This window comes from Streptomyces sp. NPDC058295, from assembly GCF_042880655.1.
Taxonomy (GTDB): domain Bacteria; phylum Actinomycetota; class Actinomycetes; order Streptomycetales; family Streptomycetaceae; genus Streptomyces; species Streptomyces coriariae.
Genome location: NZ_JBHVYO010000013.1, coordinates 135,399 through 151,834, shown reverse-complemented (window position 1 = coordinate 151,834; position 16,436 = coordinate 135,399). Strand labels below are relative to the sequence as shown.

13 protein-coding genes are annotated in these 16,436 nt (G+C 69.9%); all 13 read right to left on the bottom strand.

Annotated features, from left to right (window positions below):
* Nucleotides 1–243: 243 nt before the first annotated feature.
* Nucleotides 244–1,596, bottom strand: coding sequence for an MraY family glycosyltransferase (locus ACFVYS_RS16560; RefSeq protein WP_389502636.1), 1,353 nt, complete (start codon nt 1,594–1,596; stop codon nt 244–246).
* A gap of 173 nt (nt 1,597–1,769) precedes the next feature.
* The gene (glyA, locus tag ACFVYS_RS16555) at nt 1,770–3,032 is read right to left on the bottom strand and encodes a serine hydroxymethyltransferase (protein WP_389502634.1); all 1,263 of its coding nucleotides are present in this window, start codon (nt 3,030–3,032) and stop codon (nt 1,770–1,772) included.
* A 209-nt stretch (nt 3,033–3,241) separates the two neighbouring features.
* Entirely contained in the window at nt 3,242–3,919 is a 678-nt protein-coding gene (locus tag ACFVYS_RS16550) for a low molecular weight phosphatase family protein (RefSeq protein WP_020131186.1), read from the bottom strand.
* Entirely contained in the window at nt 3,916–4,563 is a 648-nt protein-coding gene (locus ACFVYS_RS16545) for an L-threonylcarbamoyladenylate synthase (protein WP_328479689.1), read from the bottom strand. Before ACFVYS_RS16545 ends, ACFVYS_RS16550 begins: the two co-directional genes overlap by 4 nt.
* A 53-nt stretch (nt 4,564–4,616) precedes the next feature.
* Nucleotides 4,617–5,462 carry a peptide chain release factor N(5)-glutamine methyltransferase gene (gene prmC, locus ACFVYS_RS16540; protein WP_020131188.1) on the bottom strand — a complete coding sequence of 282 codons (846 nt, stop codon included), beginning with the start codon at nt 5,460–5,462 and terminating at the stop codon, nt 4,617–4,619.
* 45 nt (nt 5,463–5,507) lie between these two features.
* Entirely contained in the window at nt 5,508–6,584 is a 1,077-nt protein-coding gene (gene prfA, locus ACFVYS_RS16535) for a peptide chain release factor 1 (protein ID WP_389502631.1), read from the bottom strand.
* Nucleotides 6,585–6,692: 108 nt separating this feature from the next.
* Nucleotides 6,693–6,917, bottom strand: coding sequence for a 50S ribosomal protein L31 (gene rpmE, locus ACFVYS_RS16530; protein ID WP_389502630.1), 225 nt, complete (start codon nt 6,915–6,917; stop codon nt 6,693–6,695).
* 149 nt (nt 6,918–7,066) lie between these two features.
* Complete coding sequence (locus ACFVYS_RS16525) at nt 7,067–8,206, bottom strand: LCP family protein (protein WP_389502628.1); 1,140 nt, start codon at nt 8,204–8,206, stop codon at nt 7,067–7,069.
* A gap of 169 nt (nt 8,207–8,375) precedes the next feature.
* On the bottom strand, nt 8,376–10,166 hold the full coding sequence (locus tag ACFVYS_RS16520; RefSeq protein WP_389502626.1) for a trypsin-like serine protease: 1,791 nt from the start codon (nt 10,164–10,166) through the stop codon (nt 8,376–8,378).
* Nucleotides 10,167–10,324: 158 nt separating this feature from the next.
* Nucleotides 10,325–12,376 carry a transcription termination factor Rho gene (gene rho, locus ACFVYS_RS16515; RefSeq protein WP_389502624.1) on the bottom strand — a complete coding sequence of 684 codons (2,052 nt, stop codon included), beginning with the start codon at nt 12,374–12,376 and terminating at the stop codon, nt 10,325–10,327.
* A gap of 405 nt (nt 12,377–12,781) precedes the next feature.
* On the bottom strand, nt 12,782–13,726 hold the full coding sequence (gene thrB / locus ACFVYS_RS16510) for a homoserine kinase (RefSeq protein ID WP_389502622.1): 945 nt from the start codon (nt 13,724–13,726) through the stop codon (nt 12,782–12,784).
* A gap of 295 nt (nt 13,727–14,021) precedes the next feature.
* The gene (gene thrC, locus ACFVYS_RS16505; protein WP_389502620.1) at nt 14,022–15,080 is read right to left on the bottom strand and encodes a threonine synthase; all 1,059 of its coding nucleotides are present in this window, start codon (nt 15,078–15,080) and stop codon (nt 14,022–14,024) included.
* A 6-nt stretch (nt 15,081–15,086) separates the two neighbouring features.
* Nucleotides 15,087–16,385 (bottom strand): homoserine dehydrogenase, encoded by a 1,299-nt coding sequence (locus tag ACFVYS_RS16500; RefSeq protein WP_028807061.1) that lies wholly within the window; start codon nt 16,383–16,385, stop codon nt 15,087–15,089.
* Nucleotides 16,386–16,436 lie beyond the last annotated feature (51 nt).

Genomic DNA, 16,436 nt, shown 5'->3' with positions numbered 1-16,436 from the left:
GAGGGGCGAGAGACCTCACGCCACCTCACTCCAATGAACCGTCGTAGTGCGGTCCTTCGGCTCTGTCCGGGGGGTTCTCGTGAACCGTATCACAAACTATTTGATGAGGTCTTTACCTGGCGGGTGTGCCTACTGTCACACATGAGAGTGACAGTGCGCGTCTGTGCAGGAACCCGGGGGTCTTGTCTGGTATTGGGACGCTTTGCCCCGCACCGCTTCTCCCACGACTTGGCAATGCTCTAGTCAGATTCTTACCTTGGAGCTGCCCCGGCCACCGATCGCGGTGGCCCCGTTCGCCCCCGCCACCCCCACCGTCACAGGGCTCTGCGCGTCCTCGTCGCCGGCGTCGGGCTGCCCCGGGTCGGCGGCCGCCGACCCGTGCCGGTCGGCCTGCGCACCGGACTCCCGCGCCTCGGCCTGCATGGCCCTCCGACGCCGGTAACGCGGCGGCACGAACGCCTCGGCCCAGCGCGGGGTGCGCGGCCGGAAGCGCGGCAGCAGGAGCAGCGCCAGACCGATCGCACTGAGGATCACGACACCGAGGACGATCCACATGGAAGCCGCGTTGACGGAGTAGGTGAGCGCGCCGAACGCGATCAGCGCCGACCAGAAGTACATGATCAGCACCGCGCGGCTGTGCGAGTGGCCGATCTCCAGCAGCCGGTGGTGCAGATGCCCGCGGTCCGCGGCGAACGGCGACTGACCGCGCCAGGTACGGCGCACGATCGCCAGGATCAGGTCGGCCGCCGGGATCGCGATGATCGTCAACGGCATCAGCAGCGGGATGTAGACCGGCACCATCTGGTGCACCGCGTTGCGCTCGGAGCCGGAGAACAGCCGCATGATGTCCGGGTCGACCTGCCCCGTGACGGAGATCGCGCCCGCCGCCAGCACCAGCCCGATCAGCATCGAGCCGGAGTCGCCCATGAAGATCCGCGCGGGATGCATGTTGTGCGGCAGGAAGCCCAGGCACATGCCCATCAGGATCGCCGCGAAGAGCGTCGCCGGGGCGGCGGCCTCGATGCCGTACGAGTACCAGATGCGGTAGGCGTACATGAAGAACGCCGCCGAGGCGATGCACACCATGCCCGCCGCCAGGCCGTCGAGGCCGTCCACGAAGTTGACCGCGTTGATCGTGATGACCACCAGCGCGACCGTCAGCAGGGTGCCCTGCCACTGGGTCAGCGCGACCGTGCCGACCAGCGGCACCGGCAGCCACAGGATGGTCAGACCCTGCATGACCATGACGCCGGCGGCGATCATCTGGCCGCCCAGCTTGATCAGGGCGTCGATCTCGAACTTGTCGTCCAGGACGCCGATCAGCCAGATCAGCGCCGCCCCCGAGAGCAGGGCGCGCGGCTCGTTCGACTTCTCGAAGACCTCGTTGAGGTTGGTGAGATGGTCGGCGACCAGCAGACCGGCGCACAGGCCGAAGAACATGGCGATCCCGCCGAGCCGCGGAGTGGGTTCCCGGTGCACGTCACGGGCCCTGATCTCCGGCATCGCTCCGGCCACGATCGCGAACTTCCGTACCGGCCCTGTCAGCAGATACGTCACCGCGGCCGTGATGCAGAGCGTCAGCAGGTATTCACGCACGGGCTTCCCCACAGGTCTCGCTGGCCATCTCAGTCCCACACCCTAGCTATCGACTACCGCACGGCGCATATGTGTAAGGACAACCGGGTAGTGACGATGGTTTCACGTGAGGCTGTGCGCGGGGACGCACGGGGGTGCACGGGAGGGTGTGTACGCGAGGCGCCCACCCCGTTTCAGCCCGGATACGGCGGGAACGCCAGCGCCAGCTCGCGCACCTCCTCACGGGCCTTCCTGCTCTCGACCTCGTCCCGCAGCACCCCCGCCAGCAGTGCCGCGACCCGCGCCATCTCCGCCTCCCGCATGCCCTGCGTGGTCAGCGCCGCGGTGCCCAGGCGCAGGCCACGGGCGTGCGCGGCGATGACATCGGTACCCGAGACATGCGGAAGTGCGCAGCAGTCCAGCACCATCCCGGCGGCCGCGAGCAGCCCGCGCGCGGTGCGCCCGTCGACACCGAGCGGCGCCGGGTCGGCGGTGATGAGGTGGGTGTCGGTCCCCCCGGTGGTGACGGTCAGCCCCTCCCCCTCCAGCGCGGCCGCGAGAACCCTCGCATTGGCGACCACCTGATGGGCGTACACGCCGAACGCCGGGGTCGCCGCCTCGCCGAACGCGACCGCCTTCGCTGCGATGGTGTGCATCTGCGCGCCGCCCTGGGTGAACGGGAAGACCGCCCGGTCCACCCGTTCGGCGAGCTCGGCGCCGCACAGGAGCATCCCGCCGCGCGGCCCTCGCAGCACCTTGTGCGTGGTCGCGCAGACGATGTCCGCGTACGGCACCGGACTGGGCGCCGCTCCCCCGGCGACGAGCCCGATCGGATGGGCGGCGTCGGCGATCAGGTACGCGCCCGTCTCGTCGGCGACCTCGCGGAAGAAGGCGTGGTCGATGTGGCGGGGGTAGGAGGTGGACCCGCACACGATCGCCTTGGGCCGGTGCCCCCGGGCCAGCGTACGGACCTGCTCGTGATCGACGAGTCCGGTCTCCGCGTCCACCCCGTAGGGAATGAAGTCGAACCAGCGGCCGGAGAAGTTGGCCGGCGACCCGTGCGTGAGATGGCCGCCGTCGGGCAGGCCCAGCGCCAGGACGGTGTCGCCGGGCCGGAGCAGGGCGGCGTAGGCGGCCAGCATCGCGGACGAGCCCGAGTGGGCCTGCACATTGGCGTGTTCGGCGCCGAACAGCGCCTTGGCGCGGTCCACGGCGATCCGCTCGGCGATGTCGACGATCTCGCAGCCGCCGTGGTACCGGGCCCCCGGGTAGCCCTCCGCGTACTTGTTGGCGAGCGGCGAGCCGAGCGCGGCCAGCACCGCGGGCGAGGTGAAGTTCTCGGCGGCGATCAACTGGAGCGTCGACGCCTGCCGCTCCCGTTCCCCGAGCAGGACCTCGGCCAGCTCGGGGTCCTGCCGGCGCAGGACATCGGCCTCGGGGACATGGGTGACCGACATGATGTGCTCCGGGCGTCGACGGTGACGTACGTCCAATGTAGGCCCGGGGTGAGGGGCGCGCGCGGCCGCTGCACGCTCGCGCGAACCCCGGTGAGAGCGGTGCCGACCGGAGCCCGATCCCCGGCGCCGGCCGCCTTCAGGCCCGTGCGGGCCCGCCGGTGAGCGCTGTGTGCTGCCCACCGGACCCGGGGCCTCGGCGCCGGCCGTCTTCAGGCGCGCGCGGGCACACCGGTGAGGGCTGTGACCACCGGATCCAGGGCCTGGTGTATCTCGTCGCCGATCGAGCGGAAGAACGGCAGGGGTGCCCCGTACGGGTCGTAGACCTCGTCCGCCTCGAGGGTCGGGGCGAGAAGCCACCCGCGTAGCGCCGCCGCCGCGCGGACCAGGGCCCGGGCGCGCATCACCACGCCTTCGTCCAGCGGCGGGAGGGTGGCCGGGTCGATGGCGTTCACCAGGCGGGTGAACTCCTTCAGGGTGAAGGTGCGCAGACCCGCCGAGTGGCCCATGGAGATGACCTGGGCGCGGTGGTCGCGGGTCGCCGTCAGGACCAGGTCGGCCATGATGACGTGCTCGTCGAGGAGCTCGCGGCCGGTGAACCCGGTGGCGTCCGCACCGAAGTCGGCCAGCACGGTCTCCGCGTTGGCCTCCATGGACGCGCCCTCATGACCCCAGGTGCCCGCGCTCTCCACGATCAGCCCGCGGCCCAGCACCCCGAGCCGCTGCGACACGAAATGCCGGGTCAGCCGCTCGGTGATCGGCGAGCGGCAGACGTTGCCGGTGCTGACGTGGAGGATGCGGAAGCTGTCGCGCGGAAACCCGAACGTCGTCGTCTGTTCCGCGGCACGCTCCCCGTTGCCTATGCCACGCCCCGCGTCAGGGGCTGTCAATTCGCCACCTCGAGGTCGGGTACGACCTTCCGCAGCTCGTCCGCGGAGATCGCGCCCTCACGCAGCAGCAGCGGCACCTCTCGGCTGACGTCGACGATCGAGGAGGGCACGTTGCCGGGGGTCGGGCCGCCGTCGAGGTAGACGGAGACGGAGTCGCCGAGCATCTCCTGCGCGTAGTCGCAGTTCTCCGGCGACGGGTGCCCGGTGAGGTTCGCCGACGACACCGCCATCGGACCGACCTCCGTCAGCAGTTCGATGGCGACCGGGTGCAGCGGCATACGGACGGCGACCGTGCCGCGGGTGTCGCCCAGGTCCCACTGGAGGGACGGCTGGTGCTTGGCGACGAGCGTCAGCGCGCCCGGCCAGAACGCGTCGACCAGTTCCCAGGCCATCTCGGAGAAGTCCGTGACGAGCCCGTGCAGCGTGTTCGGGGAGCCGATGAGGACAGGGGTGGGCATGTTGCGGCCCCGGCCCTTGGCCGCCAGCAGGTCGGCGACGGCCTCCGAGGAGAACGCGTCGGCGCCGATGCCGTACACCGTGTCGGTCGGGAGGACCACGAGCTCGCCACGGCGGACGGCGGACGCGGCCTCGCGCAGACCGGTCACGCGGTCGGTCGCGTCGTTGGTGTCGTATCGCCGTGCCATCTAGCGGGCCTCCTCGTACACGTACTGCTGCGGGTCGAAAGGGTGGGGGGTGTTCACGGCGTCGCCCGGCGGGCGGTCGCGAAGCGCGGGCGCTTGTTGAGGTCGGGGTGGTCGGCCGCGTCGGCCCAGCCCCGCTCCTCGGTGAAGATCCACGGCACCTGGCCGCCCTGGGTGTCGGCGTGCTCGATGACGACGACACCACCGGGACGCAGCAGCCGGTGCGCGGTGCGCTCGATGCCGCGGATCAGGTCGAGGCCGTCCTCCCCCGAGAACAGGGCGAGTTCGGGGTCGTAGTCGCGCGCCTCGGGCGCCACGTACTCCCATTCGGTGAGCGGGATGTACGGCGGGTTGGAGATGACCAGGTCGACCTGGCCGTCGAGGTCGCGGAAGGCGTCCAGGGCGTCTCCCTGACGCAGGTCGACCCTGGACCCCTCCATGTTCTTGCGCGTCCAGCGCAGGGCGTCCTCGGACAGCTCCACGGCGTGCACACGCGAGCGCGGCACCTCCTGGGCGAGGGCGAGCGCGATGGCGCCACTGCCGGTGCACAGGTCGACGATGCGGGGCTCGACGACGTCCATGGCGCGTACCGCGTCTATGGCCCAGCCGACCACGGACTCGGTCTCGGGGCGCGGTACGAAGACGCCGGGGCCGACCTGGAGCTCCAGGTACCGGAAGAAGGCCCGCCCGGTGATGTGCTGGAGCGGCTCGCGCTGCTCCCGCCGGGCGATGGTCTCCCAGTAGCGGGCGTCGAAGTCGGAGTTCTTCACGGAGTGGAGTTCACCGCGCTTCACGCCGTGCACGAACGCGGCGAGCTCCTCCGCGTCGTTGCGCGGCGAGGGCACGCCGGCGTCGGCCAGCCGCTGGGTGGCCTGGGCCACCTCTGCGAGCAGCAGGTTCACGCAAGTCCTCCGTGTCGTACTCGTCGTGCGTACGTCCTACAACGCTTACGCGGCTGCCAGCTTGGCGGCCGAGTCCGCGTCGACGCAGGCCTGGATCACCGCGTCGAGGTCGCCGTCCAGGACCTGGTCCAGGTTGTACGACTTGAAGCCGACGCGGTGGTCCGAGATGCGGTTCTCCGGGAAGTTGTACGTGCGGATCTTCTCGGAGCGGTCGACGGTGCGGACCTGGCTGCGGCGGGCGTCGGCGGCCTCCCGCTCCGCTTCCTCCTGCGCCGCTGCGAGCAGCCTGGAGCGCAGGATACGCATCGCCTGCTCCTTGTTCTGCAACTGGCTCTTCTCGTTCTGGCAGGAGGCGACGACTCCGGTGGGAATGTGCGTGATGCGCACGGCGGAGTCGGTGGTGTTGACGGACTGCCCGCCGGGCCCGGAGGACCGGTAGACGTCGATGCGGAGGTCGTTCGCGTTGATCTCGACGTCGACCTCCTCGGCCTCGGGCGTCACGAGCACACCGGCGGCGGAGGTGTGGATCCGCCCCTGGGACTCGGTCGCCGGCACCCGCTGCACCCGGTGCACGCCGCCTTCGTACTTCATCCGCGCCCAGACGCCCTGTCCGGGCTCGGTGGCGCCCTGGCCGCCCTTGGTCTTCACCGCGACCTGGACGTCCTTGTAGCCGCCCAGCTCGGACTCGGTCGCGTCGATGATCTCGGTCTTCCAGCCGACGCGCTCGGCGTACCGCAGGTACATGCGCAGCAGGTCGCCGGCGAACAGGGCCGACTCGTCGCCGCCCGCGCCCGCCTTGATCTCGAGGATGACGTCCTTGTCGTCGGACGGGTCCCGCGGCACGAGCAGCAGCCGCAGCTTCTCCGTCAGCTCCTCGCGCTGCTTCTCCAGCACCTTGACCTCGGCGGCGAAGTCCGGGTCGGCGGAGGCGAACTCGCGCGCGGTCTCGACGTCGTCACCGGTCTGCTTCCAGGAGCGGTACGTGCCGACGATGGGCGTCAGCTCGGCGTAGCGCTTGTTCAGCTTGCGCGCGTTGGCCTGGTCGGAGTGGACCGACGGGTCGGCGAGCTTCTTCTCCAGGTCGGCGTGCTCTCCGAGCAGCTCCTCGACGGCCTCGAACATGATGCGCTCCTGAATGACGTGCGTGGGGGAAGGGCGGGCGACCAAAAACGCCGGTCCCGGCGTGCCCCTGGGCGGGGACACTGCCGTGGACCGGCGAAGAGGGGCTCGCTACTTCTTGGAGCCGGCGGGAGCCTTGCCGAAGCGGGCCTCGAAGCGGGCCACACGGCCACCGGTGTCGAGGATCTTCTGCTTGCCCGTGTAGAACGGGTGGCACTCGGAGCAGACGTCGGCGCGGATGGAACCGCTCCCGATCGTGCTACGGGTGGTGAACGAGGCGCCACAGGTGCAGCTGACCTGCGTCTCGACGTACTCGGGGTGGATTTCGCGCTTCAAGGTGTCTCCTAGTTTCGGGAGGGCGCCGGGTCGTTGTCGCGGGATACGACCAACGTGAACCGGAGCCGACGTACCAGTCTGCCAGGACTGGCCGCATCCCCCAAAACCGGGGGGCGGGAGGATCTATTCCCCGGGGTGTTCCGAGCCCCTCACGAGGACGTCACGACCCCCGCCGCCTCGCCCGTGGCGGTGCCCTCGGTGGCGGCCTTCGGGATGGGCCGGTCGTTCTTCAGGGCCGTCCACACCTGCTCGGCCTTCGCCTCGGCGACGATGACCCGGTTGAGGTTGGACGGGTCGTACCGGACCGGCATCGTGACCATGTTCATGTTCTCCGCGCTGATGCCCTTCAGCCCGTTCGCGAAGGACATCAGGGAGTTCAGCGAGCCGAGCCGGGAGTCGGCCGTGACGGCCTTGGTCGCGGTGTTGGCGAGGTCGTACAGCTTGGTGCCGCTGGTGAACAGGCCGACGTGCTTGACCTGGTTGACCAGGGCCTTGATGAAGGCCTGCTGGAGCTGGATGCGGCCGAGGTCGGAGCCGTCGCCGACGCCGTGCCGGGTGCGGACCAGGCCGAGGGCCTGCTCGCCGGTGAGCGTGTGCGTGCCGGCCTTGAGCTTCAGGTGACTGTCGGGGTCGTCGATGGCCTTGGTCGTGGTGACCTCGACGCCGCCGAGCTCGTCGATGAGCTCCTCGAAGCCGGAGAAGTCGACTTCCAGGTAGTGGTCCATACGGACGCCGCTGATCGACTCGACCGTCTTCACCGCGCAGGCCGCGCCACCGGTCGAGTACGCCGAGTTGAACATCACGTCGGACGCGGCGTCGTGCGTGACACCTCTGGTGTCGGTGCAGGCGGGGCGGTCTATGAGCGTGTCGCGCGGCAGGGAGACCACGCTGGCCTTCTTGTGGCCCTCGTACACGTGGATGATCATCGCGGTGTCGGAGCGGGCGCTGCCGTCGTCCGTGCCGCCGCCGAGCTTCTTGTTGGCGCCGGAGCGGGTGTCCGAGCCGAGCACGAGGATGTTCTCGGAGCCGTTGTCGGCCTTGGCGGGCCGGTCGGTGCCCAGGGCCTGGTCGATGTCGACGCTCTTGATGTTGCCGTTGAGCTTGAAGTAGAGGTAGCCGACACCGGTGCCGCCCAGCACGAGGACGCCCGCGGCGGTCCACGCGGCGATCAGCACCCCCTTGCGTCGGCCACGCTGCCTGCGGTGGCCCGGACCGTTACTGCCGGCCGCCCCGCTCGTTGTGCCGGTCTCACCCGGGGTTCCGGGCTCCGGCGTGCTCTCGGCGGACATGTGCTCCTCTGTTCTCGTGCAACCTCACCATCGTCACTCCGCCAGGTCAGACGGGGAAACTCGGGACAGGGTTGCACAACGCAGTGTGCCCGGTCCGCAGTGGACCGGGCACGCTGCGTCACACGGGGGAGCGGGGTCCAGCCCCGCTCACCTGCGCGTTCGGCCGGACTCAGCCGAACAGGTCGTACTGCTTGAAAGTCGTCCCGAGGGACAGTGCTGCGGAAAAGATCACATTTGTGGCCCCTCCGTTGCCCCGGTACAGCACCAGCTTGCCTGCGGGCGTGCGAGCCAGCAGGTCGGCCATGCCGTCGCCGTTCACGTCGCCGACCGCGGCGAAGGCGTTGTACGTGGTGTTGCTCCAGGTCGCGACCTTGACGCCGGGCGCGAAGGCACCCGTACCGCTCACGCCCCGGCCCTTATACAGGTAGACGGCGCCGCTGGTCTTGTTGCGGGCGAGCAGGTCGGCCCTGCCGTCGTTGTTGTAGTCGCCGTGACCGCGCACGAAGTTGAAGCTGTTCCAGCCCGTGCCGGCCTTCACGACGGTGCCGAAGCTGCCGTTGCCCTTGCCCGGGTAGATCCACAGGACGCCGGCGGAATCCACCGAGAGCACATCGGGCAGGGAGTCGCCGGTGACGTCACCGGGGGTGACGATCGACAGGCGGGTCTTCCAGTTGTCGCCGATGAGCTTGGTGGCCCAGGTACCGCTGGAGGGCACGTAGTGCTTCCAGAAGACGTCCCCGTCGGAGCTGCGGCGCACGATCAGGTCCTGGTAGCCGTCGCGGTCGAGGTCGTTCTGCAGGAGGAGGTTGTAGCCGCTCCAGGTGCCCCAGGACTGCCGGGGGGCGAGCGTGGTGCCCTTGGAGTCGATCTCGTAGCCGGTCTGCGTGGAAGCATTGCGCACCCACAGGTCGGCGTTGTGGTCGCCGCTGAGGTTGGTGTCGTCGATGCGCGGGTAGACCGTGCCGACATACGTGGTGACCTTGCTGAAGACGCTGTACGCGCCGCTCGCCACGCAGTCCTTCACGCCCCAGGAGACGACACCCACGATCCGGCCGCCGACGACCAGCGGACCGCCCGAGTCACCGTTGCAGGACGTGGTGGTGCCCTCGTCGCTGCCGGTCGCGGGGGTGCCCGCGCACACCATGTGGCCCTTGACGAAGTCGGCGCCGTAGGTGTTCGCGCAGGTGGTGTCCGACTGAATCGGCAGCGTGGCCGTCTTCAGCGTCTCGGAGATGTCCTCGTTGGTGGAGGTGGTGCGGCCCCAGCCGTAGACCGTGGCATTGGTACCTGCCACGTACGACCCGGTGTTCGCGGACGTGATCAGCGGGATCGGCGTGGCCTTGACCGGGTTCGGCAGGGTCAGCACGGCGATGTCGTTGTCGATCGTCGAGGCGTTGTACGACCAGTGGTTCCACTGGAGCCAGACGCCACTGGCCGTGCCGCCGTGCAGGTCGCCCTCGGACGGCAGCTGCGAGGTGCCCGTGACGATCGTGCCGTGGGCCTTCCAGTCGTAGCCCTTGACGCAGTGCGCCGCCGTGAGGATCTTCGTCGGCGAGACGACCGCGCCGCCGCAGAAGAAGCCGATGTCGTCACTCTCGTTGTCGGGCGTGCCGCGATCGTCGCCGTACCAGAGCTGGGCCATCCACGGCGCTTTGGTGATGGTGGTGGTCGTACCGCCGATGATCTTCGGGTCGACCTTGGTGGGCTGGGAGCTCTCAGTCAGAGTCTCCTTCGACGTCTGCCCCGCGACGTCGTCGCCGGCCAGGGCGATGTCGAGCCGCTTCTGGAGCTCCTTGGCAGACGGCGCGGTGGCCTTGGGCGTCGGCGGCGTCTCGGCCGCCTCCGCGGACGAGCTCAGCAGCGCACCGGCGACGGCGACGGCCAGTCCGGCCGCGGCGACGGGCAGTGCTATCCGTATCCGGCGTCTGTGCCGACCGCCCCCGGACGTGGGTGTACCCACTCAAGTCCCCCCTCGGGATCAAGAAGTTCGGATCAGTTCGATCAGAAGTACGAATCTGAAGAACTGCGAAGAGCGAGATCGTATCCCGTCCGTGAAAAACGAGTGAGGGCCACCCCTTGCACAGGGATGGCCCTCACTCGGTGTCCGGCAGAACGACGTCAGTCGTTGTTGCCCGTCGACGGCGTCGTCTTCTGGATCTGCATCAGGAACTCGCCGTTCGACTTCGTCTGCTTCATCTTGTCGAGGAGCAGCTCGATCGCCTGCTGCTGGTCGAGGGCGTGCAGCACCCGGCGCAGCTTCCAGGTGACGGCGAGCTCCTCGTTGCCGAGCAGAATCTCTTCCTTACGGGTACCGGACGCGTCGACGTCCACCGCCGGGAAGATGCGCTTGTCGGCGAGCTTCCGGTCGAGCTTGAGCTCCATGTTGCCGGTGCCCTTGAACTCCTCGAAGATCACCTCGTCCATGCGGGACCCGGTGTCCACCAGAGCGGTGGCGAGGATGGTCAGCGAGCCGCCGTCCTCGATGTTGCGGGCCGCACCGAAGAAGCGCTTCGGCGGGTACAGGGCGGTCGAGTCGACACCACCGGACAGGATGCGGCCGGAGGCCGGGGCGGCGAGGTTGTACGCACGGCCCAGACGCGTGATCGAGTCGAGCAGCACGACGACGTCGTGACCCAGCTCCACCAGACGCTTGGCGCGCTCGATGGCGAGCTCGGCGACCGTGGTGTGGTCCTCGGCCGGGCGGTCGAAGGTCGAGGAGATGACCTCGCCCTTCACCGACCGCTGCATGTCGGTGACCTCTTCCGGACGCTCGTCCACCAGGACGACCATCAGGTGGCACTCGGGGTTGTTGTGCGTGATCGCGTTGGCGATCGCCTGCATGATCATGGTCTTGCCGGTCTTCGGCGGGGCCACGATCAGACCGCGCTGGCCCTTACCGATCGGCGACACGAGGTCGATGATGCGGGTCGTCAGCACGCCCGGGTCCGTCTCCAGACGGAGGCGGTCCTGCGGGTAGAGCGGGGTCAGCTTGTTGAACTCCGGTCGCCCGCGCCCGGAATCGGGCGCCATGCCGTTGGTGGAGTCCAGCCGGACCAGCGCGTTGAACTTCTCGCGGCGCTCGCCGTCCTTGGGCTGACGGACCGCGCCGGTGACGTGGTCGCCCTTGCGCAGACCGTTCTTGCGGACCTGCGCGAGCGAGACGTACACGTCGTTGGGACCCGGCAGGTAGCCCGACGTACGGATGAACGCGTAGTTGTCGAGGATGTCCAGGATGCCCGCGACGGGAATCAGGACGTCGTCGTCGGCGACCTGCGGCTCGGCGGCGCCGATCTCGTCACGCCCACGACGGCCACGGCGGTCGCGGTAACGGCCGCGACGGCCACGTCGCCCATCGCCGAACTCGTCGTCGTCCTGGGGGCCGTTGTCGCGCTGCTGGCGGTCCTGACGGCCACCGCTCTGCTGCTGACCCTGCTGCTGGCCGCCGCCTCGCTGCTGCTGGCCGCCACCCTGCTGGTCGTCGCCCTTGCGACGGTCACCGCGGTCACCGCGGTCGCCCCGCTCACCGCGGTCGCGGCCGCGCTCACGGCGGTCGCGACGGCGGCCCTCGCCACCGTCGACGTCACCCTTGGCGTCGCCCTGCGGCTGCGCCTGGGACTCGGTCTGCGCCGGGGCGGACGCCTCGGCCTTCGGGGCGGCCTTCGCCTCGGCGACGACCGTCTCCGGGCTGCCCGCGTCGGCGGTGGCACGACGGCGACGGCGCTCGGTGGGCGCGTCGTTGCTGGCCGGCTGACCGGGGATCTCGATCTGCTGCTGGGCCACGGCCTTCTCGGCGGGGGCCTCGGCCTTGGCGGTGTCCGCCTTCTTCTCGGCGGACTCGTCGCCGGTGCGCGCCTTGGAGGTGGCGCGGCGCTTGGGCTTGGTCTCGGCGGCGTCCCCGGCGGGGGCCGCCGTGGCCTTGGAAGCGGCTGCTCCGCCTCCCGCCTGCGCCTCCTTGATGACCTCGATCAGCTGGCTCTTGCGCATACGCGCCGTGCCCCTGATACCAAGGCCGGATGCGACCTGCTGAAGCTCGGCCAGCACCATGCCCTCGAGGCCGGTACCGCGGCGCCGCCGGGAGCCGGCACCGGTGGCAGGCGCGGAGGCGTCCGTGGCGGGCGCGGCAGCGGTCTCCTCGACACGTGCGCCCATCAGATCGGTGGTGTCGCTCACGAAGGGTCCTTCCCTGGAGCGGACGTCGGCCTGTCTGGCTCGGCGACCGGTTGTGCTGTCCGACTTCGGTCCTTGCTGTGGCGAAGCCGGGGCGGTGGTCCGCCAAAGCGGCGGAAGAGAATTTGCTGGTGATGGCGCTACCGCGACGAGCCATGACACTCAGTGTCACGCGGCGTGGTCGCACCAATTCCGGAGCGTGCCCTGTGGACCACTCAGCGTCGCTGTACTGCGTACTGCCCAGGTACGACGTACGGAACGCAGTGCGGCTTGGGGAGCTCCCGGAAGAATGTCTGTCCCGAAGGGGGACACGAAGCACCTCGCCATGGTGGGGTCGGGTGCAGACTTGAGGTTAACACTACCGGATCCAACAAACATTCCCCCTCTCGAAATCCGGCAACCGTGCGCCTAAATGTCGCCGGAGTGGCTGTCACCAGCGGGTGCGAGCGGCAGTACGCACGCGCCCTTCAGGTCCAGGGCCAGGCGGTTCGCGGCCCAGTCCGCGCCGGCCGAGGCCTCGATCTTGTCGGCCGTGCCCGCGTCGGCCAGCGCCATCACGGTGGGCCCGGCGCCGGAGATGACGGCGGGAATCCCGTCGGCGCGCAGCCTTTCCACCAATGCCGCGCTCTCGGGCATCGCCGGTGCGCGGTACTCCTGGTGCAGACGGTCCTCGGTGGCGGGCAGCAGCAGTTCGGGGCGCCGGGTGAGGGCCTCGACGAGCAGTGCGGCCCGGCCCGCGTTGGCGGCGGCGTCGACGTGCGGGACGGAGCGCGGGAGCAGACCGCGCGCGGTCTCGGTGAGAACCGGCTTCCCGGGCACGAAAACCACCGGAACGATGGAATCGGCGGGCTCCATCCTGATCGCCCGAGCGGCCCCCGCCTCCATCCAGGACAAGGTGAACCCGCCCAGCAGACAGGCCGCCACGTTGTCCGGGTGGCCCTCGATCTCGGTCGCGAGCTCGAGCAGGGCCGCGTCGTCGAGCTTGCTCTCGCCGCCTATGGTCACCGCGCGCGCGGCGACGATTCCGGCGCAGATCGCGGCGGAGGAGGAGCCGAGTCCGCGGCCGTGCGGGATGCGGTTGGCGCACACGATCTCCAGGCCGCGCGGCTGGCCGCCCAGGACGTCGAAGGCGGTGCGCAGGGAGCGGACGAGGAGGTGCTTCTCGTCGCGCGGAAGCGTCTCGCTGCCCTCCCCCGCGATGTCGATGTGCAGCCCGGAGTCGGCCACCCGGACGACGACGTCGTCGTAGAGCCCCAGAGCGAGGCCGAAGGCGTCGAAACCCGGGCCGAGGTTGGCGCTGGTGGCGGGAACGCGCACCCGGACGGGGGCGGCACGGAAGGCGGGACCGGCCATCTCGCGATGACTCTCCTTGAGCTGCGGGACTGTCGAATGACATTCGATATGTACGGGAGACCTGTACGGAGAACCCTGGAGTCCGCGGAGACGACGCGGCAACGACACGGCGACAACGCGGCACTGCGGCATATGCGGCGGGCGGATTCAGTACAGCCTATCGAAGGAAGGTTCTGTGGCGACATAGGGCGCACGGGCGGCGCACGATGCGTGTCGCAAGCCCCCTGTGCACCCCTGCACGGGAAAGCCCCCCGTGCGTCGCCCGCACGTGACGCACGGGCGACGCACGGTCCGGCTACGCGAGACCGAGGCGCTCGGCCGCCGTCACCGCGTCGACCGGGACGGTGACGGGCTGCGGGGCGCCGGCGACGGCCCAGTCTGGGTCCTTCAGGCCGTTGCCGGTGACGGTGCACACGATCTTCTGCCCCGGGTCGACCTTGCCCTGCTCGGCCGCCTTCAGCAGACCGGCCACGGACGCGGCGGACGCGGGCTCCACGAAGACACCCTCCTGCGCGGCCAACAGCCGGTAGGCGCGCAGGATCTCACGGTCCGTCACCTCGTCGATGAAGCCGCCGGACTCCTCCTGCGCGGCCAGCGCGAACTTCCAGGAGGCCGGGTTGCCGATGCGGATCGCGGTGGCGATGGTCGACGGGTCCTTGACGACCTCGCCGCGCACGATCGGGGCACTGCCCGACGCCTGGAACCCCCACATACGGGGGGTCCGCAGGGCGATCTTGTCGGCGGCGTACTCCTGGTACCCCTTCCAGTACGCGGTGATGTTGCCCGCGTTGCCGACCGGCAGGACGTGGATGTCGGGGGCGTCGCCGAGCATGTCCACGATCTCGAACGCGGCCGTCTTCTGGCCCTCGATGCGCACCGGGTTCACCGAATTGACCAGCGCCACCGGGTAGTTGTCGCTCAGCGCACGGGCGAGCGTGAGGCAGTCGTCGAAGTTGCCGTCGACCTGGAGGATCTTCGCGCCGTGGACGAGGGCCTGGCCCATCTTGCCGATCGCGATCTTGCCCTGCGGGACGAGGACGGCACAGACCATGCCGGCCCGCACCGCGTACGCGGCGGCGGACGCGGAGGTGTTGCCGGTGGAGGCGCAGATGACGGCCTGCGCGCCCTCCTCCTTCGCCCGCGTGATGGCCATGGTCATGCCGCGGTCCTTGAAGGACCCGGTGGGGTTGGCGCCCTCCACCTTGAGGTGGACCTCGCAGCCCGTGCGCTCGGAGAGCACCTGCGCGGGCACGAGGGGCGTGCCGCCCTCACGGAGCGTCACGACGGCCGTGCTGTCGGAAACCGGCAACCGGTCCCGGTACTCCTCGATGATTCCGCGCCACTGGTGGGTCATTGCTGGTTACTCTCCTTCAACCCGCATGATGCTGGCGACACCCCGCACGGTGTCGAGCTTGCGCAGCGCCTCGACGGTCCCGGTGAGGGAGGCGTCGGACGCGCGGTGGGTGACGACGACGAGAGAGGCCTCGCCGTCGCTGTCTTGCCGCCCTTGCTGGCGCACCGTATCGATGGACACCCCGTGCTCGGCGAACACGGTCGCCACCTGGGCGAGAACACCCGGTTTGTCGGCGACGTCCAGACTGATGTGGTAGCGCGTGACGACGTCGCCCATCGGCGACACCGGCAGGGCGGCATAGGCCGACTCGCCGGGCCCCGTTGCCCCGCTGAGCCGGTTGCGGCAGACGGCGACGAGGTCGCCGAGCACGGCGGAGGCGGTGGGAGCACCACCGGCGCCGGGACCGTAGAACATGAGCTGCCCGGCCGCGTCCGACTCCACGAACACGGCGTTGTAGGCGCCGCGCACCGAGGCCAGCGGGTGGCTCAGCGGAATCATCGCGGGGTGCACGCGCGCGGTGACCGACCCGCCGTCCGCGGCCCGCTCACAGATGGCGAGCAGCTTGATGGTGCAGCCCATCTCCCTCGCGGAGGCGAAGTCGGACGCGGTCACCTCGGTCATGCCCTCGCGGTAGACGTCGTCGAGGCGCACGCGCGTGTGGAAGGCGATCCCGGCGAGGATGGCCGCCTTGGCGGCGGCGTCGAACGCCTCGACATCGGCCGTGGGGTCGGCCTCGGCGTATCCCAGGGCGGTGGCCTCGTCGAGGGCCTCCTGATACCCGGCGCCGGTGGAGTCCATCTTGTCGAGGATGAAGTTGGTGGTGCCGTTGACGATCCCGAGCACCCGGTTGACCTTGTCCCCGGCGAGGGACTCGCGCAGCGGCCGGATCAGCGGGATGGCACCGGCGACGGAGGCCTCGTAGTAGAGGTCCTCGCCGTGCTCCTCGGCGGCCGCGTGCAGCGCGGCGCCGTCCTGGGCGAGGAGCGCCTTGTTCGCGGAGACGACGGAGGCGCCGTACTCGAAAGCGGTGGTGATGAGCGTACGAGCGGGCTCGATGCCCCCGATGACCTCGACGACGACGTCGATGTCGCCGCGCTTGACGAGGGCGGTGGCGTCGGTGGTGACGAGGGCGGGGTCGATGCCCTCGCGGACCCGGGAGGGCCGCCGAACGGCCACACCGGCGAGTTCCACCGGCGCCCCGATCCGAGCGGCGAGGTCGTCGGCGTGCGTCGTCATGATGCGCGCCACCTCTGAGCCGACCACTCCACAGCCCAGCAGCGCCACCTTCAGCGGACGCGTACGCATCATCCGACCTCGTTTCCTCATACCGTCTACGGTTGTTTCCGGTTGCCCCAG